We start from the raw sequence: 21,580 nt of genomic DNA, 5'->3' as shown, positions 1-21,580 counted from the left end.
ATGTATCAAAAACTAATAAACATGCCTTAACAAGAAAAACCCGAACGAATCCGAAGTCTAAGGTAAGATTTCGAATTATAGTTCGGGATTTTCTTCGATTAAAACACTTTTGTCCCAGCCTCAACTATTTCCAATTCCGGTTAAGCCGGAATACCTCTTGGAAATAACCGTATACGGAAACTGGCGACATGATCATCTGATAACCGATGACAAACAAGGCAAAACCAATCCAATTTTTTCTCACTTTTAGGTGAAGAGGCTTAAAGACATAGTTTTTTTGATAGAAATATAGAATCGAATAACTTATCAATGTCAACGGAAGGACAAACAATGTCATCGGGCCAACGATCCAATAGATGCCAAAAAAAGCGAGGAATAGACCTGGGATCCAGCAAAAAGTATAAGTGATGTCTAAATAAGGCATGAGCAGATTTATTCCAGTCAAATTTTTGACATAAGGCTGTGGCTGGTGCCATGGCCTAATATCCAATAGCCCTTCTATCATCCCCCTTGCCCATCTTGCCCGTTGGCGGACGAAATGCTTAAACGTACTTGGCACCTCTGTAAATGAGACTGCAAGCGGTTCAAAGTATACTTTCCAATTATTTTGAAGGAGGCGCCAAGTCAGGACGATGTCCTCTCCAATGGCATCCGGCCACCCGCCGACTGAATGGATGGCTTCCGTCTTATACAGGCTGTATGCTCCTTGGGCAACCAATGTTCCTTGGTACAGACCTTGCAGCCGTTTAATGGAGGCAATGCCTAAAAAGTAATCCCATTCCTGGATTTTGGTCCAGAGATTTTCTCTGCTGTTCTTGGCAAGGACTGATCCTGCTACTGCACATACATCATCAGGACTGGATTTCATTCTTGCAACTAAATAACGTAATGAAGAAGGATGGAGGAGGGTATCTGCATCAATGGTCACTACATATTGCGTCTTCACGAATGATAATGCGTGGTTTAATGCATGGAATTTCCCGGTTTTTTCCTCATGTAGCAGTTCCATCTCAAGTGAGAGCTGCCTTTTAGCCCGAAGCACTTCTTGTATTGTACGATCGGTTGAAGCGTTATCGATGACAAAGACATGAATGGGGCCTTCATAGTCTTGCTGATTGAGATAATTCAAGGTTTGATAAATTTTTCCCTCTTCATTGTGTGCGGCGATCAAAATGGTAATTCCATCATCAGGAGATTCTTCTTTAAACACCGGCTGTCTATCCAAGATAAGGCTGATGACCAAAAAAGCATTCATATAACCGGGGATATAGGAAATTCCTCCGATAATAAGAAAAGCCAAGGGGAAAGATACAACAGCTGAAAAGTTCTTTAGCCATGGCATGGACAAATAGATGGAAAGGCACATCCATAAAAAAGCGAATGCGTGGCTGATAAAAAACTTTGTAATGATGGGGATATATATTTGTTTTGTTTGTTTTCTATTTAAAAGTTGGTTTATTGAATTTTTTGCAGGTTTCATAGGTGTCTGACCTTTCGACTAGGAAATGCTTTTTGTTCACTTCTTTAAAGTAGCATAAGTATTTCAAGATATACATTGGTGATTATCGGAACAGGTTGAGGAACATTCCAATTTCACTATTTATTTACTTATTCCTCTAGAATATTGTCGATGATTTTTCATTGACTGGCGAATGGGAAAGGTGTAAATTGGAATCAATCATTATCGAACCGTTCCATTACGAACCGTTCTGTTTTGGAGGAGGGAAAAATTCATGCAAAAGGAAAATCCGACAATCAAACGATCGGTCAAACTGCTTCGTTCATTTTGGCGGGTCCAGAAAAATTTGATGCACATCGTTCAGAAGACAGCAGTGGAAAATGGATTATCCGTTCCGCAATATTCCATTTTAATGACGATCGCCCCATTAAAAGTCATCTCTCAGAAAGCCTTAAGGGAAAAAACATTTCTTCCAAAAAGTACATTAAGCCAAGCCGTTGAGGGCCTGGTACAGGGTGGATGGCTTCACCGGCAGCAAATGGAAGAAAATCGCAGGGAAGTGCAATTGTCTCTTAGTGAAATGGGAGAAAACTTCTTTAAGACGATCCATCAGCAGGAAGGAAGCGTCCATGACATATTTGAATCTGCGATGACAGTCTTTACGGATATAGAATTTGAACAACTGCTGAATTCACATATGAAAATCATTGATTTCATGGAATCTCAATTGAAAGAACAAGGGGATCAGGCGAATGATTAAGTTATTGAAAAATTTATCAGTCTACAAATGGAGTGTCACTGCCGTTTTGGTATTCATCTTTATCCAATCAATGTCTACGCTGTATTTACCGACGTTGATGTCAGACATCATCGATAATGGTGTTGTGAAAGGAAATACACCATACATATGGAAAATAGGCGGCTGGATGCTGCTCGTTTCCGCAATAGGCGGATTGGCTTCGATCGTTGCCAGCTATTATTCTTCCAAATCAGCAATGGGGTTGGGGCGTGATGTCCGCCGCAAAGTGTTCTATCATGTGGAAAAATTCACCTTGCAGGAATTTGATGAAGTCGGTACTGCTTCATTGATTACAAGGACGACGAACGATATCACCCAAGTGCAGCAGGTGGTGATCATGATGCTGAGGATGGTAGTCAGCGCCCCGATCATGCTGATAGGCGGGATCATCATGGCCGTTTCGAAGGATGCAAAGCTTTCTCTTGTCATCGTCGTCACTATGCCGGTTCTGATCGGATCAATTCTATTGATTCTGTACAAAGGAATTCCACTCTTTCAAACGGTGCAAAAACGATTGGATAAACTCAATCTCGTCCTTCGGGAGAATTTGACAGGGGTAAGGGTCATCCGTGCCTTCAACCGGGAAGAGGAAGAGAAGAAACGGCTTCAAAAGGCAAATGAAAAATTGACGGATGTTTCAATAAAGGTAAATAAAATCATGGCATTCATGATGCCGATCATGATGCTTGTCATGAATTTGACAGTCGTTGCGGTCATTTGGTTCGGAGGTATCCGCATTGACAATGGCGGCATGCAGATAGGTGATCTGATGGCGTTCATTCAATACGTGATGCAAATCATGTTCGCACTTGTGATGGCATCGATGATGTTTGTCATGGTGCCGCGCGCGGCTGTTTCGGCAAAACGCATCAATGAAGTAATGGATATGAAGCCCTCCTTTTTTGATGAAGGTACTATGGAAGCAGATCAAGAGAAGGGGACGCTGCAGTTCGACCATGTCACCTTCAGCTATCCGGGTGCAGAGGCGCCTGCGCTGACCGATATCAGCTTCTCAGCAAATCCTGGTGAAGTAACAGCGATCATTGGAGGGACGGGATCAGGGAAATCGACCCTCGTTAATTTGATTCCACGATTCTACGACATATCAAGTGGATCTATTCTTGTAAATGGGGTCGACATTCGGGATGCTTCGCAGGATGATCTTCGTTCAAGAATCGGCTTTGTCCCGCAAAAGGCACTGCTTTTCACAGGGACAATCGCAGATAACATTCGCTTTGGAAAGGAAAATGCCTCTCATGCGGAAATCGAACAGGCAGCAAGCATCGCGCAGGCGGAAGAATTCATCAACCGCATGAAGGATGGCTATGAATCCGAGATCGAGCAGGGAGGAAGCAATTTATCCGGGGGACAAAAGCAGCGATTGTCAATCGCGCGTGCGCTTGTCCGCAAGCCCGATCTTTACATCTTTGACGACAGCTTTTCAGCATTGGATTATAAAACGGATGCTAAGCTCCGTGCCGCATTACAGGAGGAAACAAAGGAGGCAACGGTGCTGATTGTAGCTCAGCGTGTAAGTACCGTTGTTGATGCAGATCGCATCATTGTGCTTGAACAAGGGGAAGTTGCAGGCATCGGGACGCATAAGGAATTATTGGAAAACAATGCCGTATATCGCGAGATTGTTGAATCGCAGCTGTCAGAGGAGGAAATCGCATGAGTAATCAAAGAAGACCTCAAAGGGGTATGCAGATGGGACATGGTCCCGGCGGCGGCAACATGATGATGATGGGGCAGAAGGCGAAGGACTTTAAAGGTACCTTAAAGAGACTTTTGATGTACTTAAAACCTCGCCAGAGTCGATTGATCGCTGTTTTTGCCGCAGCCATCCTGAGCACCGTGTTTATGATTGCAGGTCCAAAAATCATGGGCACGGCGATTACGAAATTATTCGAAGGAGCCTACGGGAAATTCATGGGGGTGCCTGGTGCGGGAATTGACTTTGCAGGCATCGGAAGAATCCTACTAACCCTTGCAGGATTGTATGTTTTGAGTAGTTTGTTTACGTATGTCCAACAATATTTAATGTCAACTGTCGCTCAACGAACAGTGTATGATCTAAGGGAAGATGTCAATAAGAAGCTCGAGAAGCTCCTGCTGAAATACTTTGACGGACATTCCCACGGAGATACACTTAGCCGAATGTCCAATGATATCGATACGATTGGAACAACTTTGCAGCAAAGTTTGACCCAATTCATCACATCGATTGTCACCATCATCGGGATCATCATTATGATGCTGACAATCAGTCCGCTTTTGACGCTCATTTCGATAGTAAGTCTGCCGCTATCCATGTTCGGCATCCGCCCGATATTAAAACGCTCGCAAAAGCATTTTGCCGACCAGCAGCGGACGCTTGGCCAATTGAATGGACATATTGAGGAAATGTATACGGGACATCAAGTCGTGAAGGCGTTCGGACATGAGAAAAAAGCCGGTGCCGAGTTTGATAGGGTGAATGAAGAATTATATGAAGCAGGAAGCAAGGCGCAATTCATATCAGGAATCATCATGCCGATGATGATGTTCATCGGAAATATCAGCTATGTGCTGATCAGTGTCGTCGGAGGGATACTCGTTACAAAACGTGCAATATCCATCGGTGACATCCAAGCCTTCATCACATATACACGACAATTCACGCAGCCGATCACACAGACTGCCAATATCGCTAACATCATCCAATCGACGGTAGCCGCAGCGGAACGCGTCTTTGAGCTGCTTGATGAAGAGGAAGAAGTGAAAGATGTGACCGAAGTGAGTGTTACAAGAGCAAAAGGAGCAGTCGACTTCGAACATGTGGATTTTGGCTATGGAGAAGAATTATTGATCAACGATATGAATATCCATGTGAAGCCAGGGCAGACCGTGGCCATTGTCGGCCCGACAGGCGCAGGGAAAACGACGCTCATCAATCTACTGATGCGTTTCTATGAGTTGAGAGGTGGTAGGATCCTTATCGACGGATTTGATACGCGTGAAATGTCCAGGGAAGATCTTCGAAAAAATTTCGGGATGGTCCTTCAGGATACATGGTTATTCAACGGAACCATCAGAGAGAATTTAGCATATGGGAAAACCGGGGCTGCCGATGAAGAAGTCACGGATGCGGCGCGTACCGCACATGCCGATCATTTTATCCGGACGCTGCCAGATGGCTATGAGACTGTCCTCAACGAGGAAGCTTCGAATATCTCACAAGGCCAGAAGCAGCTTTTGACCATTGCCAGGGCCATCTTAGCCGATCCACCGATTATGATTCTTGATGAAGCCACATCAAGTGTCGATACGCGTACGGAAATCTTTATCCAGAAGGCGATGAACCGTTTGATGGAAGGAAGAACTAGTTTTGTCATCGCACACAGGCTTTCCACTATCAAGGACGCTGACCTTATCCTTGTCATGGACCAGGGGGCCGTGATCGAGCAGGGGACACACGATGAATTATTGGATCAAAATGGATTTTATGCAGATCTTTACAACAGTCAATTTTCCGAAAAGGCAGTCGGTTAGACTTGGTTCATTGAGATATAGATTGACAGCTCAGGGTTTTCCCCTGAGTTTTTTTAATATCAAATATCCTCAGCCAAAAATGTATAAAAATTCCTTTACTGTAAATTTATTTAATTGTAGTATTTTATGTAATGATAATTTTAAATTTTCTATAAAATATGATGATAGGGGTAAATTATGACTGAAGCAACAGTGCAAGCGGAAGTGAATGAAGAAAATAAAGACAGCTTTAAAAATTTGATTGCGATCAAACATTACCGATTGCTCATTGCCGGTCAATTTGTATCCACTTTGGGAGATGGCGTCTATGCCTTATCCCTCATCTGGGCAATGAAATTATTGTCTGGTTCTGCTTTGTTCATGTCACTTGTGTTGACAGCGGAAGTGATACCAACCATTATCTTTGGTATTTTTGCAGGTGTGCTTGTAGATCGAGGAAATCAAAAAAGGTTCATGATGATGGCAGATATTTTTCGCGGTCTTGTGGTATTGGCTATTGTGATTCTTTTTTGGCTGAATATGCTTCTTCCATGGATGCTCATCGCTGCCGCAGCGGTTGCATCATCGTTCGATGCTTTTTTCTCGCCTGCTAAATCAGTTGCCATCAGAACCATTGTACCCGACCATTTAATGACAAGGGCTCAAAGCCTTTCGTCTACTATTCAAACAGTGGTGGGGCTGGCGTCGCCTGCATTGGCAGGTGTGTTGCTCGTATTTAGTGTCCCAACCGCCTTTCTATTCAATGCCTTTTCATTTTTTGTGTCTTTCTTTTTTATTTTATTCATAAAAGAGAAAAGCTTAGTGGAAAAGCCATCAAATAAATTAAACAAGAAAAGCTTTAGCCATGATTTAAAGACCGGACTAAAAACCATCATTACCGTCCCTATTATACGGGGGATGATCATTTATTTAATTCTGATCAACTTTATGCTCGCACCGGTCGCAGTAATATTCCCGTTATTTGTGGATAATGCCTCCCAATTGGCCATGGTTGAGATCGCGTTTTTTATCGGCATTTTTATTGGATCGATTACAATTAATCTTTTTAGCAAGTTCAGAAAAATTGTACCTATGATAACTGGGCTTTGTTTAATGCTTGGAGCATTTGGTATTTTAGCTTTTTGTGATAACTTTGTTGAAGTGTTGATTTTAATTGCTCTTGCAGGGATAGGAAGCCCATTGGCAAGCATCGCATTGCAATCCCTATTCTTGGTGAAGGTGCCAAGGGAGCTGTTGGGAAGATCACAAAGTACAATGAGAGTGCTGCTTGAGTCAAGCAAACCCGTTTCACTGTTGCTTACCGGTACATTGCTTGTCCACTTCAGCATCCATCATTTATTTCTGGGCATCGCCATTTTCGGTGGTGCAGTCGTTCTTCTGATGATTTTAAATCCAGTGATTAGAAAAGACAATAGATTGAAAGTAAGGAAACTGGTTAAAGGAAATTCTGTAAGTGTTATGAGAACGACCAAAAAAGGAAGGAGGTGGCATGAGAATCCTCCTTCCTTTTTACTTAGTCACCTGCAGTTTCTATCCATTCCTCCACATCACTTAATAACACTTTTACGCTGTTTTCTTCAAAAGGCGATAACAAACCAGCGTTCTTGATTAATTCATGGAAGGGCTGGCTTCCTCCAATTCTGCACATATTCAAATATGTTTTCCAGGCTTTGGATGGATTTTTTTGATGGAGTGCCCATATCTGCACAGAACAGTAATGCGCAAGATCATAATCCATGAAATAAAACGGCGTCGTAAAGAGATGGGCAATCTCATAGAATCCCGTACCGCTTTTCAAAAATTCATTACCATCATAGTCCCGTTCAGGCATATACTTCTGCTCCAAATCACGCCACATCTTTTTACGGTCTGAGGTTGAAACTTGAGGTTGTTCATACAAAAAATGTTCGAATTCATCAACGGCACTTGCAAGTGGCATATAAGTGAAAGCTGTAGTAAGGTGTGCCAATTGATATTTCTCCGTTTCCTCTCCGAAAAATTGATTCATCCATGGCCAAGCAATCCGTTCCATAGCAAACGAGAAGACTTCCGCTGAATCATATGGAAGGAGATATTCCGGGATGTTCCAATGCCTGGACATAAAAAATTGGAAGGCATGGCCGGCTTCATGAGTGAAGACGCGGATATCATTCGATATGCCATGAAAGTTGGTGAAGAGGAAAGGCGATTTGTCTTCTCCAACAAATGTGGCGAAATTTCCACCCCATTTTCCTTCGCGAAAGGCAAGATCCATATTGTTTTTAGATGTTAGTTCATGGAAAAAATCCTTCGTTTCAGGGCCAAGTTCATCAAACATCATCTTAAAGGTGGATAAGATATCCTTGTGCGACCCTTTTGGCGCTGGTGCCCCTTCAGGGAATAAGCAGTTTTCATCGAAATATTTCAATTTGGATACCCCGATTCTTTTCGCTTGTTTGTCTCGCAGCTTTGCAACAAAAGGGATACCATGGCGCGCAACTTGTTTTCGATATTGCTTGAGGTCTTCAGGCGTGTGGCCCGTTCGATTCATTCGATTGTAGCCGAGCTGAATAAAGGAGGTCATGCCCAACTTTTCGGCAATCTGATTCCTAGTGATGACGAGTTCATCTAGAATATCGTCCAATTCATTCTCATGTTCCATGAAAAATGCTGTCTTCGCAAGGTGAGCTTTTCTACGTGTGTTTCGATCAGAAGATGATAAGTAAGGTGTGATAGAGGATAGGCTAAACGTTTGATTATCATACTGAATGACCGATTTGCCAAGCAAGGATTGATAGTCGGCAATGAGCCGGTTTTCTTTCTGAAGCTCTTCTTCAATGTCTTCCGAATAAGAATTTTGTTTGATTTTTGCCAAGCTGAACAGCTGTTTTCCATAAAGGTTTTCGAGTTCATCTCTGAACTTTGCCTTTAATAAAGATCGGTAAAATACGCCTGTGAGCTTTGAATAAGTGGTCTCGAATTGGCTGAATTTTTGGTATTCGCTGCTGTAATATTCATCTTGCATATTTCGAAAGTGCTGAAGCCTTGCATAATTGAGTGCAGTTTCGAAGGAGAACCGGAGATCATTCAATTTCATGAATACGCCATTCTGTTGATCAAATGTCGCAGCATTATCAAATTCCTCAATTAGTTTGTGATAGTCATGCTCATAGGTCAAACTATCAAAAATTGTTCTTAATTGATTCATGTTCTCAACCTCCTTTTATATTTATATAGTAATTTATATTACTTTTAAAAGTAAAGAAAAATTTTCCTTTATTCATTACTCAATTTTGCAGGTGTATGGCTCCTTTTAACGAATAGGTAGAAAACATCCAATTTAAGGAGGGACTTGTCATGATAAAGGAAACCCCGAAGCACATCGTTGCCGTTTCTGCTTTCGTACTGAATAAAATAGGAGAAACGCTGTTGGTAAAAACACATAATCGATTAGATACTTGGGAGCCTCCAGGAGGACAGGTTGAACTGGGGGAACCATTGGACATAGCCGTCTGCCGTGAAGTTTTTGAAGAAACAGGTTTCATCATAACACCAATCGGCATTACCGGTGTTTATTATCATGCGACAAAGCAAATCTTATCGGTTGTATTCAGGGCAAAATTGATTGGTGGGGAACTGACACTGCAAGCGGAAGAAATCAGGCAAGCGCGTTTCACTAAACTGAACTCGGAGAATATTGATGAATATATTACCCGGCCGCATATGAAATCCAGAACCCTCGATGCCATGAAAGCTGAACATTTCATTCCGTATGAAACATGGGAAACGAATCCACATCATTTGTTGGGGAGAATAGATGGGGACCATTGAACAAATATGAGTGATGCATAGTTTAATTTACAAAAATAGTAAATATATATGCAAACTCGAATATTTATGGGATAATTTAACAATGAATATTGTTGTTGCATTTAATTGGAAGGAGGAGCTATGGCGAAACCATTAAACTCAATTAAGAAAAAGAAAGATCGTCCAACCGGGGTAGTGGCATTTGCATCAACCATTACACGAAAGGATTTGTACATTCAGAAAGAAAAGGAAAAAGGACTATTGATGAAAGCTGGTTGTTTGAAATGTTGAATTACATACTAAAAAGCTGGATCCGACAAAAAGAACTTTTTATTCTTTTGCTCATAGGGGTGGTCACAATGAGCTGTGGCCTCAGTTTTTTATTCAATATTTCAGAGTCAAATAAAGGAACGGTTGTTGATACACTGCAAAAAAGATGGAAATCTACCTACGATATTGTCGTAAGGCCGCCTGAAAGTCTTCATGTATCGGATGCAAACAATGGACTGCTTGAGCCGAATTTTTTAAGTAATATCCAAGGCGGAATCAGTTTTGACCAATACGACGAAATTAAAAGGATGAATGGAATCGATGTTGCTGCACCGATTGCGATGATAGGCTACACGGGACTAGGTATCCAGATCAATAAAAAAATCGAGAATGTTGTTCAGGAACCTGGAGTCTATAAAGAAACGAATATTATGTCACAGGACAATAGCTATCAGACAACGACATATTTTACAGTTGGTGATGATTATTTTATCAATCCCCGATTGGCATCAAACCCACTCGAAAATGGATTGTACAGTCATTCCACTCAGCTATTGGTTGGGATTGATCCGGTTCAGGAAGCGAAACTCGTCGGCCTTGATGATACATTGGCCAAGTTTGGGCAAAACCGTTACTTCAATCTCGATGCGGATGAAGCATTTGGTTCAAATGGGAAGGTTACCATTCCGGTCTTAATCAATCCGAATCCAATCGGAAAAATGATGTTTCAGAATAAAGTGGATAAAATCGATGTTTCTCAAAGTCAAATAATAAAACTGCAATCTCAAAATCAAGATGACATAACCGCCTATTTGGATCAAAAGAAATCAGAAAAGAATGTTTATTCTTTTACAGCGTCTGGAAAACAGTTGCAGGACACCATTTTTAATGAAACCGAAAACACAAATCCATTTACCGGTGAAAAACAGCTTCAAACAATCGGGACCTTTCAACCGTCTTCTGTCATGTTTTATAAAACAAATCCAATTTCTTATAAGGAAATAGAGAGCCCGTTTAAAGAACGCTGGAAATATGCCTTTCAAGTCAATGAACAAAAGCTAGATGATAAGGATGCAACCCGGTTTCCGTCCAATACCTTCCGAATGCTCAATGCCATCCCGGTTAAAGAGAGGCCAACGGTTCGGTATGATGTCCTCGGTTTCTTCGATCCATCCCACTTGAAAATTTCAAAGGATCCTTTATCTGAGCTTCCCATGGAGACCTATCGTGCACCAAGCGCGAAGCTTGTGTTGAATGGAAAGGACGAGCCGGTAAATCCACCAGTAACGATTACTTCATCTGGAACACCGGTCGGGCTATTGACTGAACAGCCCACGTTGATCACCACATTGGGAGCAGCAAAGCTTTTGGGAGGAGAAAAACCGATTTCGGCCATCCGGATTCGTGTTGCTGGCGTCAAGAAGATCAGTGATGAAAACCAAAAGAAAGTAGAGGACGTTGCAAGACAAATTGAAAAACGAACAGGACTAATAGCCGATGTGACAATAGGATCTTCACCCCAGCCGGTCCTGATCCATATTCAAAAAATAGATCATGATGGAGGGTGGATCGAACAGCCTTGGATTCATCTTGGGGCTTCTTATACGATTTTTAAAGAAACTTCAATGGGCTTTTCCGGAGTTATTGCTACTGTGATTGCAGTTGCCATTATCTATGTGCTGGCAACCAACTACGTCTCTCTATTATCGAGAAAAAAAGATTTCGCTGTCTTGCTCTCATTGGGCTGGAAAACAAAAGACCTTTTTCGCCTTGTAATGATTGAGTGCGGTCTTCTCAGCGCTGTTTCTCTTTTCCTCGTATGGGGCATTTCATTCATTTGGGCTGGCCAAGGACATGCCATCTCCATCCTAAAACTTTTGATTGCCAGTTTGTTTGTAATCTTAATCTATTATTCAGGATCTTTGATTTCAGGAAGCCTGATTAGAAAAATCACCCCTTATGAAACCATTCAAACGGGTGAAGTATCGACAATGGGAAAACGCTTTATATCAACAAACGGCATAGTGAAAATGGTGTTGAATCAGGTTCTTGGAAAATTTCAACGGAATATGCTCTCAATATTGGCCATTGCATTTCCAACTGCATTAGTGTCATTTTTCCTCTTTATCACGTTCCGTTTAAAGGGCGTGATGTATAGTACCTGGATGGGGGAGTTCCTCGTGATGAAAATTGGAACAAACCACTACATTGCCATGGGTATAGCTTGTTTCATTGCCATTGTAACGACTGCTGAGATCACCTGGCAAAACGTAGTGGAAAGGAAACGGGAATTCTCTATGTTGATGGCTGTGGGGTGGACACAAACTTCATTGAAAACGTTGATCTATTTGGAAGGCATCATCATCGGCTTGATTGGAGGAGGGCTGGGAGTGGCCATATCCATTCTTATGATCATCTTCTTATATGGAAACATCACATTCATTGATTTTCTATATGTTCTGCCAACCATCGTCATTCCGCTTCTAATCGGATTTATCGCTTCAATCATACCAAGTCGTATTTTAAGTAAAATCAGTCCATTTATAGGTTTGAAAGGCTGATGGAATCCAGTTTTTTTCATTTTTGGGCGTGCAATTCTACTTGCACAGTCCAATCTATCTATGAATCATGCTAAGGATGCAGCAAGCGGACGGTAATACTACTTTATAGTTAACATAATCTTATTATGAGCGATAAAATTTAGATGAATTTCTGGAAAGGGCACATTTATGGCACATTCGGATGAGCACACTGCAATTGTCATCAAAGCTATAGAAATGATGAAAAGGAATTTGGATGAAGAATTAACAACTGAAGAGATGGCTTTGGAAGTTGGCTCCAGCCCCTATCATTTTTCCAGGATTTTTAAATCTGTTACCGGTATTTCTCCTCGACATTATTTGTGGCGTACGGATCGAATCAGGAAAGAATCTATTGGTAGATCCATCGACTTCAATGATAAAAACCTTGATGTCTATCGGTTTTAGAAGCCAAGGAACATTCAGCACAACCTTTAAACGATTTGTCGGGCAATCGCCTAAACAATTTCAATCGCGAATCAAGGGATTACATAAATTTTTCAAATCGTATGAGCAACATGAAGACCGGATGCATGCCGCAGACATATGTCCTCCTATAATCACTTGTCAAGTTCAGCACCCAAACGATTTTAAAGGAGTGATTTTCATAGGACTCTTTCCACGACCAATTCCAGATCAAAAGCCTGTTATGGGAACAGCTCTGCAAACACCGTTAAGAAACTGTACTTTTACAGGAATTCCTGAAGGCAGCTACTATCTATTAGCTGCAGCTATTCCTTGGAAAATGAATGTAACAGATTTATTTTTGTTGGAAAAAGCTTACCGCGGAAAGCATGATTCACCGATTGTGGTTGATAAATACACCGATATGATTGTTGATATAAAACTTCGTCCGCCACTTCCAACTGATCCGCCAATTTTAGTGAACTTGCCTCAATTATTATTTGATAGGAAAGAAATATAGCAAACTAGAAGAAAAATAATTGATTAATGATTGATATGATCAGGTTATTAGAGGAGGGATTATGAATGTTGAATAATGTATGTGTGATTACGGTTAAAGTGGATGATTTGAAGAAGGCGATGGACTTTTACACGAATGTCTTGGATTTTGAAATATCAAAGCGCTATGGAGAAAAGATCGTCAGCCTCGTCCATCACTCTGTACCGATTGTGTTAGAAGAAACAGTAAATAATCATCGTAATGGAACTCCTTCAGTTCTGTTGGGCATCCTATCAAACAATATCGAGGAGGATTTCAACAGATTAAAGTCGTTGGGAGCAAAAGTACTGTTTGCTGAACCACAACCATGTCCTCCAGGGAGATTCTTTATGATCGAGGACCCGGCTGGCAATCATATTGAAATCGTCGAGTTTTCAAATGAATGAATGTAAAAGGAGGGTGATTACAAATGATTATTGAAATGACGGTACAAGTAAGGGTTGCCGATTTCAATCGTGGGCAAAAATGGTATGAAACCCTTCTAGATCGAAAGCCAGATTTTATCCCGCATGACGGTTTTGTCGAGTGGGAACTTATCCCCGGATGCTGGCTTCAGGTGGCTGAAGCCAGCGAATGAATCCGGTCCTATTCGATTGGGCGTGAAGAATATTGAAGAAGAACGAGACAGAATGGAAAAGGCATTAGAAATCAACCCATTCGTCATCCATTCACGCCATGAAGTCCCTGTCAGGTGGGCGACATTTAAGGATCCTTGGGGGAACCAGATTGGATTCTTCGAGTATTTGGATAAGGCAGAAGAACGAGAGAAGATTGAATCGATACATCACAATACAGCAAGAGCTTGATGCAGGGGCATCAAGCTTTTGCTTCTTGTTCATTAAAACATTTGGTGGACCATGCAAGATTTATTTACAGTCTAATAAGAGGAAAAATATTAATCTATCCTTATTCAATTTTAAAGAGCATTTTTAAGAAGTAAAATTGGAAGTTTTAATATTTACAAAGAAAGGGTCTATTACAATGCCAATACCAAAAGACAATTATTTCCTTGAAGGAGAGATGGCACCAGGGGGGGAATTCGATTTTGGCATTGATGTAATGAGGTTAATGGTGCTCTTCTGCCAGAGCGTTGTAACATATATTCTACTTTCGGTGTTTTTAGGAAAGGCATTGAAGAATATGAAAAAGAGATGCTATTTCATTTTCTGTCGAAAACATGAAGGTCTTTCTTCTTGTTTTTTTGAGCAATTTAAACAAGAAATCGCACCAAAATCAGAATATCAAATGATTGAATTGAAGTAGGTTCAAAATTATCGTGAAAAGAAAAACGCATATATTAATAATCGAAATAAAGTTTGTTATCAAATTCAAATTGGGTAGCAGGAAACGATTTAGGAGGAGTACCAGTTGAAAATTAGGAATTCGGTAAAAGCTATTATTATTAAGGAAGAAAATCTATTAACAATAAAAAAAGTGAGTGGGGATCAAGAGTTTTATATTCTGCCTGGTGGTGGACAAGAACATGGTGAGACACTTGAAATAGCATTAAAAAGAGAGTGTGTAGAAGAAGTAAACACAGATGTTGAGGTTGGGAATTTAATCTTTATGCGTGAATATATTGGAAAAAACCATGAATTCTCAGAAAAACACCGTCATGTTCATCAAATAGAATTTATGTTTCACTGCAAAATCAATGAGTGGGCAAATGTAAAAATAGGAGTTAATCCAGATCAAGATCAGGTTGGGGTTGAATGGCTTCCAATAAAAGAACTGTACAAATTTGACTTGTACCCTAAAGAAATCAGATCAAGAATAATAGGATTTTTTCAAGGAATCGAGAACAATGTCTATTTAGGTGATATTAATTAAATAAAATATATATCCTAAATTATAACTATTTAATATTTCTATATAAAACTAATCAATAGTATGAATTATCACATAAGTTTGAAATTGAATGGATGTTAAAAGAAATACATGCTAAAATATGGTTATCATTTGAAGGAGGTATCTAAAACGACATTATGATTATTTCAAATCACAACTTTCGTTAATTTTATACGAATAGCTGGACTCTGCCTGAGTTCTGAGTGATTGGGATACGTATGTCTATTTTTAGAGCCTTGAATATTTTTAGGTTTTTTTTGTGATGATTCCTATCTCTTCAGCACAGGCAGATGTCTGTGCTTTTTTATTTTGAAGCATGAAAGAGGGGAAGCATCATGGAATTATTGACGGTAAAGGATTTATCAATTGAACTCGAAGGCAAACCGTTGCTTGAATCCATTTCATTTTCGATCCGCACAGGCGAGTGTACGGCAATGATCGGAGAAAACGGAATCGGCAAGACGACTTTATTGAAAGCCATTTTTGGAATTATCCCGATTGATGAGGGGGAAGTTCATCATTCATCCAACTTAAATTTGGGATGGATGGAACAAAATCCAGTTTACACCGAATCGGAGACTGTCACAGAGTTTGTGGAACAGGAAAACAATTCGTTGCGTGGACTGAAAATCAGACTTCAGGAGTATGAAAAAAAGCTGCCTGCTCAAGCAATGGGCTATAGTATGATTCTTCAGCAGTATATGGATGCTGGCGGCTTCGAATGGGAAGCGAAAGTGGAGAGGAATCTTCTAGAAGCCCGCATTCCAAAGGAACTTTGGGGGCAGCCATTTGCAAGCTTGAGTGGCGGACAAAAAACCAGGGTGCAGCTGGCAAGGGTATTGATGAACGATCCAGAATTTCTGGTACTCGATGAGCCGACCAACCACCTGGATGATGAGTCGTTGCAGTGGCTGCAAGATTGGATGCTCAAATTTAAGGGAACCATCCTGTTCATTTCCCATGATCGAGCATTTATCGATGCGGTGGCAGATTCGACGATGGAACTTACACCGACAAGCATTATGAAGGTGAACGGAGGATACACAAGTTTTATCAAACAAAAGGAACTGGATCGCCAAACCCAAACGGCCCTTTATGAAAAACAAGAACAAGAGCGGAAAAACCTCGAGGAAACCATCCGGAAGTATCGGCAATGGTTCGCCATCGCACACCAATCTGCAGGCGAGAGAAATCCATTTGCCAAAAAGAGAGCAATGAAAAATATCACAAGGGCACAGTCCAAGGAAAAGGCACTTGGAAAGTTGGAAAGTGAAAGAGTGGAAAAACCAAAGGATAAAAAAGGAATCAATCTAGCCTTTGAACATAGTGAAATGGTTGCAAAAAGACTGATTTCGGTTGAACATGCATCATTCTCATATCCAAATGGGCCAGGATTATTCAACAGGCTCTCCTTTGAGGTTAAAAAAGAAGACCGGATTGCCGTCATCGGCAAAAATGGTTCTGGCAAGACCACGCTATTAAAGCTTTTGATCGGGGAGCTTATGCCTGAAACCGGTGAGATTAAACGTCATCCAAAGCTGAAGGTCGGCTATTTTGCCCAGGAAGTGGAGAAGCTGAATGAAAATCATTCCCTTCTGGACAGCCTGCTGGACATTCCGCAGATGACGCAAACGGATGCGCGAACGCTGCTCGCCTGCTTTTTGTTTCGAAAAGAGGATGTTCATAAAACCATCAAGAACCTGAGCATGGGGGAAAAGTGCCGGCTGGCTTTTATTCGCCTATATCTCTCTCAAGCAGACCTGCTCGTGCTGGATGAACCGACCAACTATCTTGATCTTCCCTCAAGAGAAACGATTGATGACGCATTGGAAAGCTATCCAGGAGCGGTTGTCATCGTTTCTCATGATGCATATTTACTAAAGAAGATGGCAAACCGGATTCTTGCTATTGAAGACGGAAATGTTCATGATTTCAAGGACACATTTCAAGCCTATCATGAATGGAAAAAGGAATCTGAACGATCTATGGAGGATAAAGAGCTTGAAGGTTTTAAAAAACAATTGGCGCTTCGCTATACACAGCTTATTCATCTGGAAGAAAACGATCCCGACAAAAACAAACAAATTCTTCAGCAATTGAAGGACATCAATAATGAATTGGCGAAGCTAGAGGAGAAGGGATATTAACTGTACAGGCGGTTTTCCAGAGAAAACCGCCTGTTTGTTGAAATGCTGGAAAATTCCATGAATGAAAGTAAGGAGCGAAGTGAAGGGATAGATCGGAAGAAGCGTAGTCCATGAGTGCCTATTTCAGCGGTTCCGTGGAACCCGTAGTTAAAAGAAAATCTTGAGAGCATCACAAATAAATATCCGTGAGGAAAACAAAATGGACGTCATTAAGTTAATAAAAGATTCAAGCAAAATAGTGAGACAGGCTGACACAATCAAAGCAATCAACCAAGGCTTCTACACTGATGAAAAGTATGTCCTATCACTTAATAACGATAGGTATCTTCTCAGGGTTGGCAATGCAGAAGTGTTCAAGAGAAAAGTAGTGGAATTTGAAATCCTGCAAGAGATGCATCGAACAGGGATTCAAACCCCTTTGCCCATTGAAAAAAGAATATTAGATGAAAAAGGAATCTACTACACGATTTATTCTTTTATTGAAGGGGATGATGCTGCCACCATAATCCATGAATTAAATGAAACGGAGCAATATTTATTAGGAATCGAAGCTGGCAATGAGCTGGCAAGAATGAATAAATTTCATGCTCCTTCAAATGTTGAACCATGGTATGACAGAGCTTTGAGAAAGCATGAGAGATATGTACAAGCCTATCAGACATGCGGCATTCATGTGGATGGAGATGAGGAGATTCTCGAGTGCATTGAGAATAATAAGCACTTGCTCCAAGGTCGGCCGAATCGATTTCAGCATGACGACTTTCATTTAGGCAATATCATCGTGAAAAATAAAAAGTATGCCGGTGCTATTGACTTTTCCAATTTTGATTGGGGAGATCCTGTACATGATTTTGTGAAAGTCGCCCTTTTCACCAGTGAGGTCAGTGTGCCTTTTTCGGTCGGGCAAGTCAAAGGCTATTTCGCTGAAGGAGCACCAGAAGATTTTTGGTCATTGTATGCAGTCTATACAGCGATGAGCATCTTTTCTTCGATTGTCTGGGTGTTGAAATTCGATCCAAAAAATACAGAAGAAATGGTCCAGCGGCTGCGGAGGGTGATCATTGATCATGATGGCTTTAAACGAACGAGGCCAAAATGGTTTCGTGAGCAGCTGATGGAAGGTGAGGATACTTTACTTAGAAGGAGAAGTTCCTATGAAACTTAGACAAATGGCTGTCGCCTTATTATTCAATTCGAAAGAGGAAATGTTATTTATTCAAAAAAAGAAGAAAGACTCGCTTTTCAAAGATCTATTTCTCCCGATTGGGGGGCATATGGAATATGGGGAAATGAATGATCCCCATAAAGCATGTTTGCGGGAAATTGAAGAAGAAACAGGGCTAAAAGAAGACGTTCTGAATGAGTTAAGGCTGAAATATATTGTTTTAAGAATGAAAGCGCTTCAGGAAGTCAGGATGCAATATGTTTTTGTCGGTAATGTTTTACCTGGGGTTGATTTGCAAGAGAGTGAAGAAGGATCCCTGTTTTGGTGTACGCCCAAATCGCTACCCGATCATGTGATCACAGCCACAACAAAAGAAATTATCTACCATTACCAACATTTAGGTGCTCATGATGAAAGTACATATTGTGGCTCGATGAAATCAAATAACGGAGAACCGGAAATTTCCTGGTCGCTATTGGAAGACTGGGAAGCTATTGAGGTGTGATATGGAACTAAAAGAAAGAATCATTGAAATAATCCCTGAAAATATGCAGTTAGGTCTGTGCATACATGATTCAAAATCAGGAGGGAACTTCTCCATCAATGAATGTGCACAATTTCCATTAGCGAGTTTGGCGAAATGGATTACGGCTGTGTTTGCTTTGAAGAATCATGCTTCAGTGAATGACGTATCTAAATCTATCAAATACCATGTTAACGAAGCGTACATGAATTTAAATAATGTTATTTCAGATAAGGAGATCAATCAACAGCTTGTCGAAATGGGTCTGGACATACATATAGATTGTGATAATAAAGAGAAATTGAAAAATCGCGGAACACCCAAGGCGATATTTGATTTTCTAAATGCTATATTAACGAATGGTTTTTTAAGTAAAGATGAAACAAAGATCATCATGGAAGCCATGAAAGCTCAAGAGGATCGAGATGGGTTTCGATTCAAGAGTCCGTGGCTTCATATGACGGGGGGACTGGAAGGAGTCTGTAATGATGTTGGCTATGTAATGTTGGATGATCGGTGTATAACAGTTGTCGGAATGGTGAAATCAACTGATCCTCTTATAGACTGGGAACAGCTGGAGGCGCTCCTGACTGAAATTGGAGAGATTATAGAATCATTTTTTTTATTTGGAAAATGAGAAACGGAAAAAGGAGAAATGAACATGTTTAGACTCTTTATTACGAGGCACGGACAAACCGTTTGGAATACAGAAGAAAGAATGCAGGGATGGAAAGATTCAGCTTTAACTCAAAATGGTATCGACCATGCACTTAGTTTAGGACAGAGATTAAAGGATATCTCCTTTCAAGCAGTATACGCAAGTCCAAGTGGAAGAACGGCCAGGACAGCTGAACTCATATGTAAGGGGAGAAAGACTCTCATTACTTATGATGATGATTTGAGAGAAATGAATATGGGCGATTGGGAAGGCAAGACTAAAACTCATATTACAGAAAACTTTGCAGTTGATTATCATTCCTTTGGCAGTACACCGCATTTATTCAAGTCTGCTAACGGTGAGAATTTTTCTGATTTGCGTAAACGTGTTTCGAGGTTTTTAGAGCGTGTGAAAATGGAGCAATCTGCAGGGGATATCCTGGTTGTTACCCATACGATTACAATAAAAAGCTTATTAGCGATAGTAAAGGGGCTCCCGATTGAACAAGTTTGGGGAACGACTTTTATCCATGATACAAGCTTATCAATCGTTGAAATCGATGTGGAGAACGATGAGATATGTGTTGTGATGGAGGGGGATGTGGCGCATAAGAAAAATCTGAATCGTGTATAAGGGAAATTTGATGATAGATTTATTGGTTTAAGCCAGTGAGTCTTATTTCTTTTTGTATGCGTACATACGGAATGGCAGCACATAGAACCATTCGATAAAAGTTCGTATATCCCAATAAATTAACAAACTTTTATGTGAGGAATTTACATTCTTTTTTCTCAAAGATGATTCACAGTTATTTATTAAATAAATTCAACCTATGATGTTGATTGGAGAGGAAAGTGTGAACTCCGGAGGAATCAGCGGGCAAGGTGAGACCCCGCAGCGGAGCGAGGAGAGGTTGGGCGGATGTTCGATTAAGTTCGGCACGACGAACGACATCACATCGTGTGAGGCCCCTCGGAAAGCGAGCACCCTTTCTCGGAATCATAGAAACTTAATTTATATCAAGGATTCGCCTCCTAAATGTTGCTAGTTTCACTACTTGATGAAACGGGAAGCTATGTGTCCATAGGAGGTTCTTATGGCACGACGAATATTAGTTGGAATTGCGACAGTGATCATTCTTGCAATACTAATTTGGATGGTCACCATCAAACAAGAGCATCATGTAAAGTCCAGCAATGAGAAGGAAATAGTGGCGCTGGGTGATTCCCTGACCTATGGCGTCGGAGATTCATCAGGAAATGGCTATGCTGAAAATCTGCAGAAGCTTCTTTCCAAAAAGGAAAAAGGTACGGTAAAGGTTCATAACTTTGGTATTCCTGGACAGCAAACGGATGGACTCCTGCACCAGTTAGGCAGTATGGAAGTAAAGGGGGAGTTGAGCCAGGCAGATAACATTATCCTATTTATCGGAACGAACGATTTGGTAAAAAGCAATGGCGGAGATCTTAATCCGCTGCAACATGACCGAATCATGCTTGGCAAAGCGGATTACAAGAAAAATTTAAAGCGGATATTAAACATCATCCGGGAAGAGAATCTTGATGCACCAATATTATTTCTAGGCTTATACAATCCATATCCAGACTCCGATAAAATTGAAAAAGTCGTAGAGAATTGGAATGAGACAAGCCGAGCTTTCATAAAACCGTATGATCATATCAAATTTATCCAAACGAATGGTCTTTTTAAAGAGAAAACTTCTAAATATTTCAGCGATTCCCTCCATCCGAACAAGAGGGGATATGATGTCCTTACGAAAAAAATATTAAATGACTATGATTTTGAATAAACGTAAGCTGCTTGTGATTGAAACAAGCGGCTTAC

At 40.8% G+C, this 21,580-nt stretch carries 19 protein-coding genes and 1 pseudogene; 18 read left to right on the top strand and 2 right to left on the bottom strand.

Features of this window, described 5'->3' with window-relative positions:
• Positions 1-124: 124 nt before the first annotated feature.
• The gene (locus tag D9X91_RS14450; protein ID WP_121681352.1) at positions 125-1,480 is read right to left on the bottom strand and encodes a glycosyltransferase family 2 protein; all 1,356 of its coding nucleotides are present in this window, start codon (positions 1,478-1,480) and stop codon (positions 125-127) included.
• A 253-nt stretch (positions 1,481-1,733) separates the two neighbouring features.
• On the opposite strand from D9X91_RS14450, the gene D9X91_RS14445 reads away from it, so the two are divergent.
• The 4 genes from D9X91_RS14445 (at position 1,734) to D9X91_RS14430 (ending at position 7,400) form a co-directional block, all read left to right on the top strand.
• Entirely contained in the window at positions 1,734-2,219 is a 486-nt protein-coding gene (locus D9X91_RS14445) for a MarR family winged helix-turn-helix transcriptional regulator (protein WP_121681351.1), read from the top strand.
• The gene (locus D9X91_RS14440) at positions 2,212-3,936 is read left to right on the top strand and encodes an ABC transporter ATP-binding protein (protein ID WP_121681350.1); all 1,725 of its coding nucleotides are present in this window, start codon (positions 2,212-2,214) and stop codon (positions 3,934-3,936) included. Before D9X91_RS14445 ends, D9X91_RS14440 begins: the two co-directional genes overlap by 8 nt.
• Positions 3,933-5,792, top strand: a complete 1,860-nt coding sequence (locus D9X91_RS14435; RefSeq protein WP_121681349.1) for an ABC transporter ATP-binding protein — start codon at positions 3,933-3,935, stop codon at positions 5,790-5,792. Before D9X91_RS14440 ends, D9X91_RS14435 begins: the two co-directional genes overlap by 4 nt.
• Positions 5,793-5,969: 177 nt before the next feature.
• A complete protein-coding gene (locus D9X91_RS14430) occupies positions 5,970-7,400 on the top strand; it encodes an MFS transporter (RefSeq protein ID WP_121681348.1) in 1,431 nt (476 codons plus the stop codon).
• Here D9X91_RS14430 and D9X91_RS14425 read toward each other — a convergent pair.
• Complete coding sequence (locus D9X91_RS14425) at positions 7,306-8,979, bottom strand: M3 family oligoendopeptidase (protein ID WP_121681347.1); 1,674 nt, start codon at positions 8,977-8,979, stop codon at positions 7,306-7,308. The two genes, D9X91_RS14430 and D9X91_RS14425, sit on opposite strands and share 95 nt — an antisense overlap.
• Positions 8,980-9,128: 149 nt before the next feature.
• Here D9X91_RS14425 and D9X91_RS14420 point away from each other — a divergent pair, with 149 nt between their 5' ends.
• The 14 genes and pseudogenes from D9X91_RS14420 to D9X91_RS14360 all read left to right on the top strand — a co-directional run bounded on the left by D9X91_RS14420 (position 9,129) and on the right by D9X91_RS14360 (position 21,545).
• Positions 9,129-9,602 (top strand): NUDIX hydrolase, encoded by a 474-nt coding sequence (locus D9X91_RS14420; RefSeq protein ID WP_121681346.1) that lies wholly within the window; start codon positions 9,129-9,131, stop codon positions 9,600-9,602.
• A 120-nt stretch (positions 9,603-9,722) separates the two neighbouring features.
• The gene (locus D9X91_RS22545) at positions 9,723-9,872 is read left to right on the top strand and encodes a hypothetical protein (RefSeq protein WP_158598331.1); all 150 of its coding nucleotides are present in this window, start codon (positions 9,723-9,725) and stop codon (positions 9,870-9,872) included.
• Between the two features lie 68 nt (positions 9,873-9,940).
• Positions 9,941-12,412 carry an FtsX-like permease family protein gene (locus tag D9X91_RS14415; protein WP_158598330.1) on the top strand — a complete coding sequence of 824 codons (2,472 nt, stop codon included), beginning with the start codon at positions 9,941-9,943 and terminating at the stop codon, positions 12,410-12,412.
• A 168-nt stretch (positions 12,413-12,580) separates the two neighbouring features.
• The gene (locus tag D9X91_RS22900) at positions 12,581-12,838 is read left to right on the top strand and encodes an AraC family transcriptional regulator (protein ID WP_325050526.1); all 258 of its coding nucleotides are present in this window, start codon (positions 12,581-12,583) and stop codon (positions 12,836-12,838) included.
• Entirely contained in the window at positions 12,786-13,355 is a 570-nt protein-coding gene (locus D9X91_RS14410) for a helix-turn-helix transcriptional regulator (protein WP_233569802.1), read from the top strand. The genes D9X91_RS22900 and D9X91_RS14410 overlap by 53 nt, the downstream gene beginning before the upstream one ends.
• Positions 13,356-13,420: 65 nt before the next feature.
• On the top strand, positions 13,421-13,780 hold the full coding sequence (locus tag D9X91_RS14405; protein ID WP_121681344.1) for a VOC family protein: 360 nt from the start codon (positions 13,421-13,423) through the stop codon (positions 13,778-13,780).
• Positions 13,781-13,803: 23 nt separating this feature from the next.
• Positions 13,804-14,200: pseudogene (locus D9X91_RS14400) on the top strand (VOC family protein).
• A gap of 562 nt (positions 14,201-14,762) precedes the next feature.
• Complete coding sequence (locus D9X91_RS14390; RefSeq protein WP_121681342.1) at positions 14,763-15,224, top strand: NUDIX domain-containing protein; 462 nt, start codon at positions 14,763-14,765, stop codon at positions 15,222-15,224.
• A 353-nt stretch (positions 15,225-15,577) separates the two neighbouring features.
• Positions 15,578-17,389 (top strand): ribosomal protection-like ABC-F family protein, encoded by a 1,812-nt coding sequence (abc-f, locus tag D9X91_RS14385; protein WP_121681341.1) that lies wholly within the window; start codon positions 15,578-15,580, stop codon positions 17,387-17,389.
• Between the two features lie 199 nt (positions 17,390-17,588).
• Positions 17,589-18,554, top strand: a complete 966-nt coding sequence (locus D9X91_RS14380; RefSeq protein WP_121681340.1) for an aminoglycoside phosphotransferase family protein — start codon at positions 17,589-17,591, stop codon at positions 18,552-18,554.
• A complete protein-coding gene (locus D9X91_RS14375) occupies positions 18,544-19,059 on the top strand; it encodes an NUDIX hydrolase (RefSeq protein ID WP_121681339.1) in 516 nt (171 codons plus the stop codon). The genes D9X91_RS14380 and D9X91_RS14375 overlap by 11 nt, the downstream gene beginning before the upstream one ends.
• 1 nt (position 19,060) lies before the next feature.
• Complete coding sequence (locus tag D9X91_RS14370; protein WP_121681338.1) at positions 19,061-19,714, top strand: serine hydrolase; 654 nt, start codon at positions 19,061-19,063, stop codon at positions 19,712-19,714.
• Positions 19,715-19,738: 24 nt separating this feature from the next.
• Positions 19,739-20,368, top strand: coding sequence for a histidine phosphatase family protein (locus D9X91_RS14365; protein ID WP_121681337.1), 630 nt, complete (start codon positions 19,739-19,741; stop codon positions 20,366-20,368).
• Between the two features lie 463 nt (positions 20,369-20,831).
• Positions 20,832-21,545 carry a DUF459 domain-containing protein gene (locus D9X91_RS14360; protein ID WP_121681336.1) on the top strand — a complete coding sequence of 238 codons (714 nt, stop codon included), beginning with the start codon at positions 20,832-20,834 and terminating at the stop codon, positions 21,543-21,545.
• Positions 21,546-21,580 lie beyond the last annotated feature (35 nt).

The sequence above is a fragment of the Falsibacillus albus genome (genome assembly GCF_003668575.1).
Classification (GTDB): Bacteria; Bacillota; Bacilli; order Bacillales; family DSM-25281; genus Falsibacillus; species Falsibacillus albus.
Note: the sequence above shows the minus strand (reverse complement) of the source record. Positions and strands in the feature narration are given on the sequence as shown.

Bases quoted from the DNA above. Each gene is read 5' to 3' on its own strand.
- D9X91_RS14450 (WP_121681352.1), bottom strand. From the start codon at position 1,480: ATGAAACCTGCAAAAAATTCAATAAACCAACTTTTAAATAGAAAACAA.
- D9X91_RS14445 (WP_121681351.1), top strand. From the start codon at position 1,734: ATGCAAAAGGAAAATCCGACAATCAAACGATCGGTCAAACTGCTTCGT.
- D9X91_RS14440 (WP_121681350.1), top strand. From the start codon at position 2,212: ATGATTAAGTTATTGAAAAATTTATCAGTCTACAAATGGAGTGTCACT.
- D9X91_RS14435 (WP_121681349.1), top strand. From the start codon at position 3,933: ATGAGTAATCAAAGAAGACCTCAAAGGGGTATGCAGATGGGACATGGT.
- D9X91_RS14430 (WP_121681348.1), top strand. From the start codon at position 5,970: ATGACTGAAGCAACAGTGCAAGCGGAAGTGAATGAAGAAAATAAAGAC.
- D9X91_RS14425 (WP_121681347.1), bottom strand. From the start codon at position 8,979: ATGAATCAATTAAGAACAATTTTTGATAGTTTGACCTATGAGCATGAC.
- D9X91_RS14420 (WP_121681346.1), top strand. From the start codon at position 9,129: ATGATAAAGGAAACCCCGAAGCACATCGTTGCCGTTTCTGCTTTCGTA.
- D9X91_RS22545 (WP_158598331.1), top strand. From the start codon at position 9,723: ATGGCGAAACCATTAAACTCAATTAAGAAAAAGAAAGATCGTCCAACC.
- D9X91_RS14415 (WP_158598330.1), top strand. From the start codon at position 9,941: ATGAGCTGTGGCCTCAGTTTTTTATTCAATATTTCAGAGTCAAATAAA.
- D9X91_RS22900 (WP_325050526.1), top strand. From the start codon at position 12,581: ATGGCACATTCGGATGAGCACACTGCAATTGTCATCAAAGCTATAGAA.
- D9X91_RS14405 (WP_121681344.1), top strand. From the start codon at position 13,421: ATGTTGAATAATGTATGTGTGATTACGGTTAAAGTGGATGATTTGAAG.
- abc-f (WP_121681341.1), top strand. From the start codon at position 15,578: ATGGAATTATTGACGGTAAAGGATTTATCAATTGAACTCGAAGGCAAA.
- D9X91_RS14380 (WP_121681340.1), top strand. From the start codon at position 17,589: ATGGACGTCATTAAGTTAATAAAAGATTCAAGCAAAATAGTGAGACAG.
- D9X91_RS14375 (WP_121681339.1), top strand. From the start codon at position 18,544: ATGAAACTTAGACAAATGGCTGTCGCCTTATTATTCAATTCGAAAGAG.
- D9X91_RS14370 (WP_121681338.1), top strand. From the start codon at position 19,061: ATGGAACTAAAAGAAAGAATCATTGAAATAATCCCTGAAAATATGCAG.
- D9X91_RS14365 (WP_121681337.1), top strand. From the start codon at position 19,739: ATGTTTAGACTCTTTATTACGAGGCACGGACAAACCGTTTGGAATACA.
- D9X91_RS14360 (WP_121681336.1), top strand. From the start codon at position 20,832: ATGGCACGACGAATATTAGTTGGAATTGCGACAGTGATCATTCTTGCA.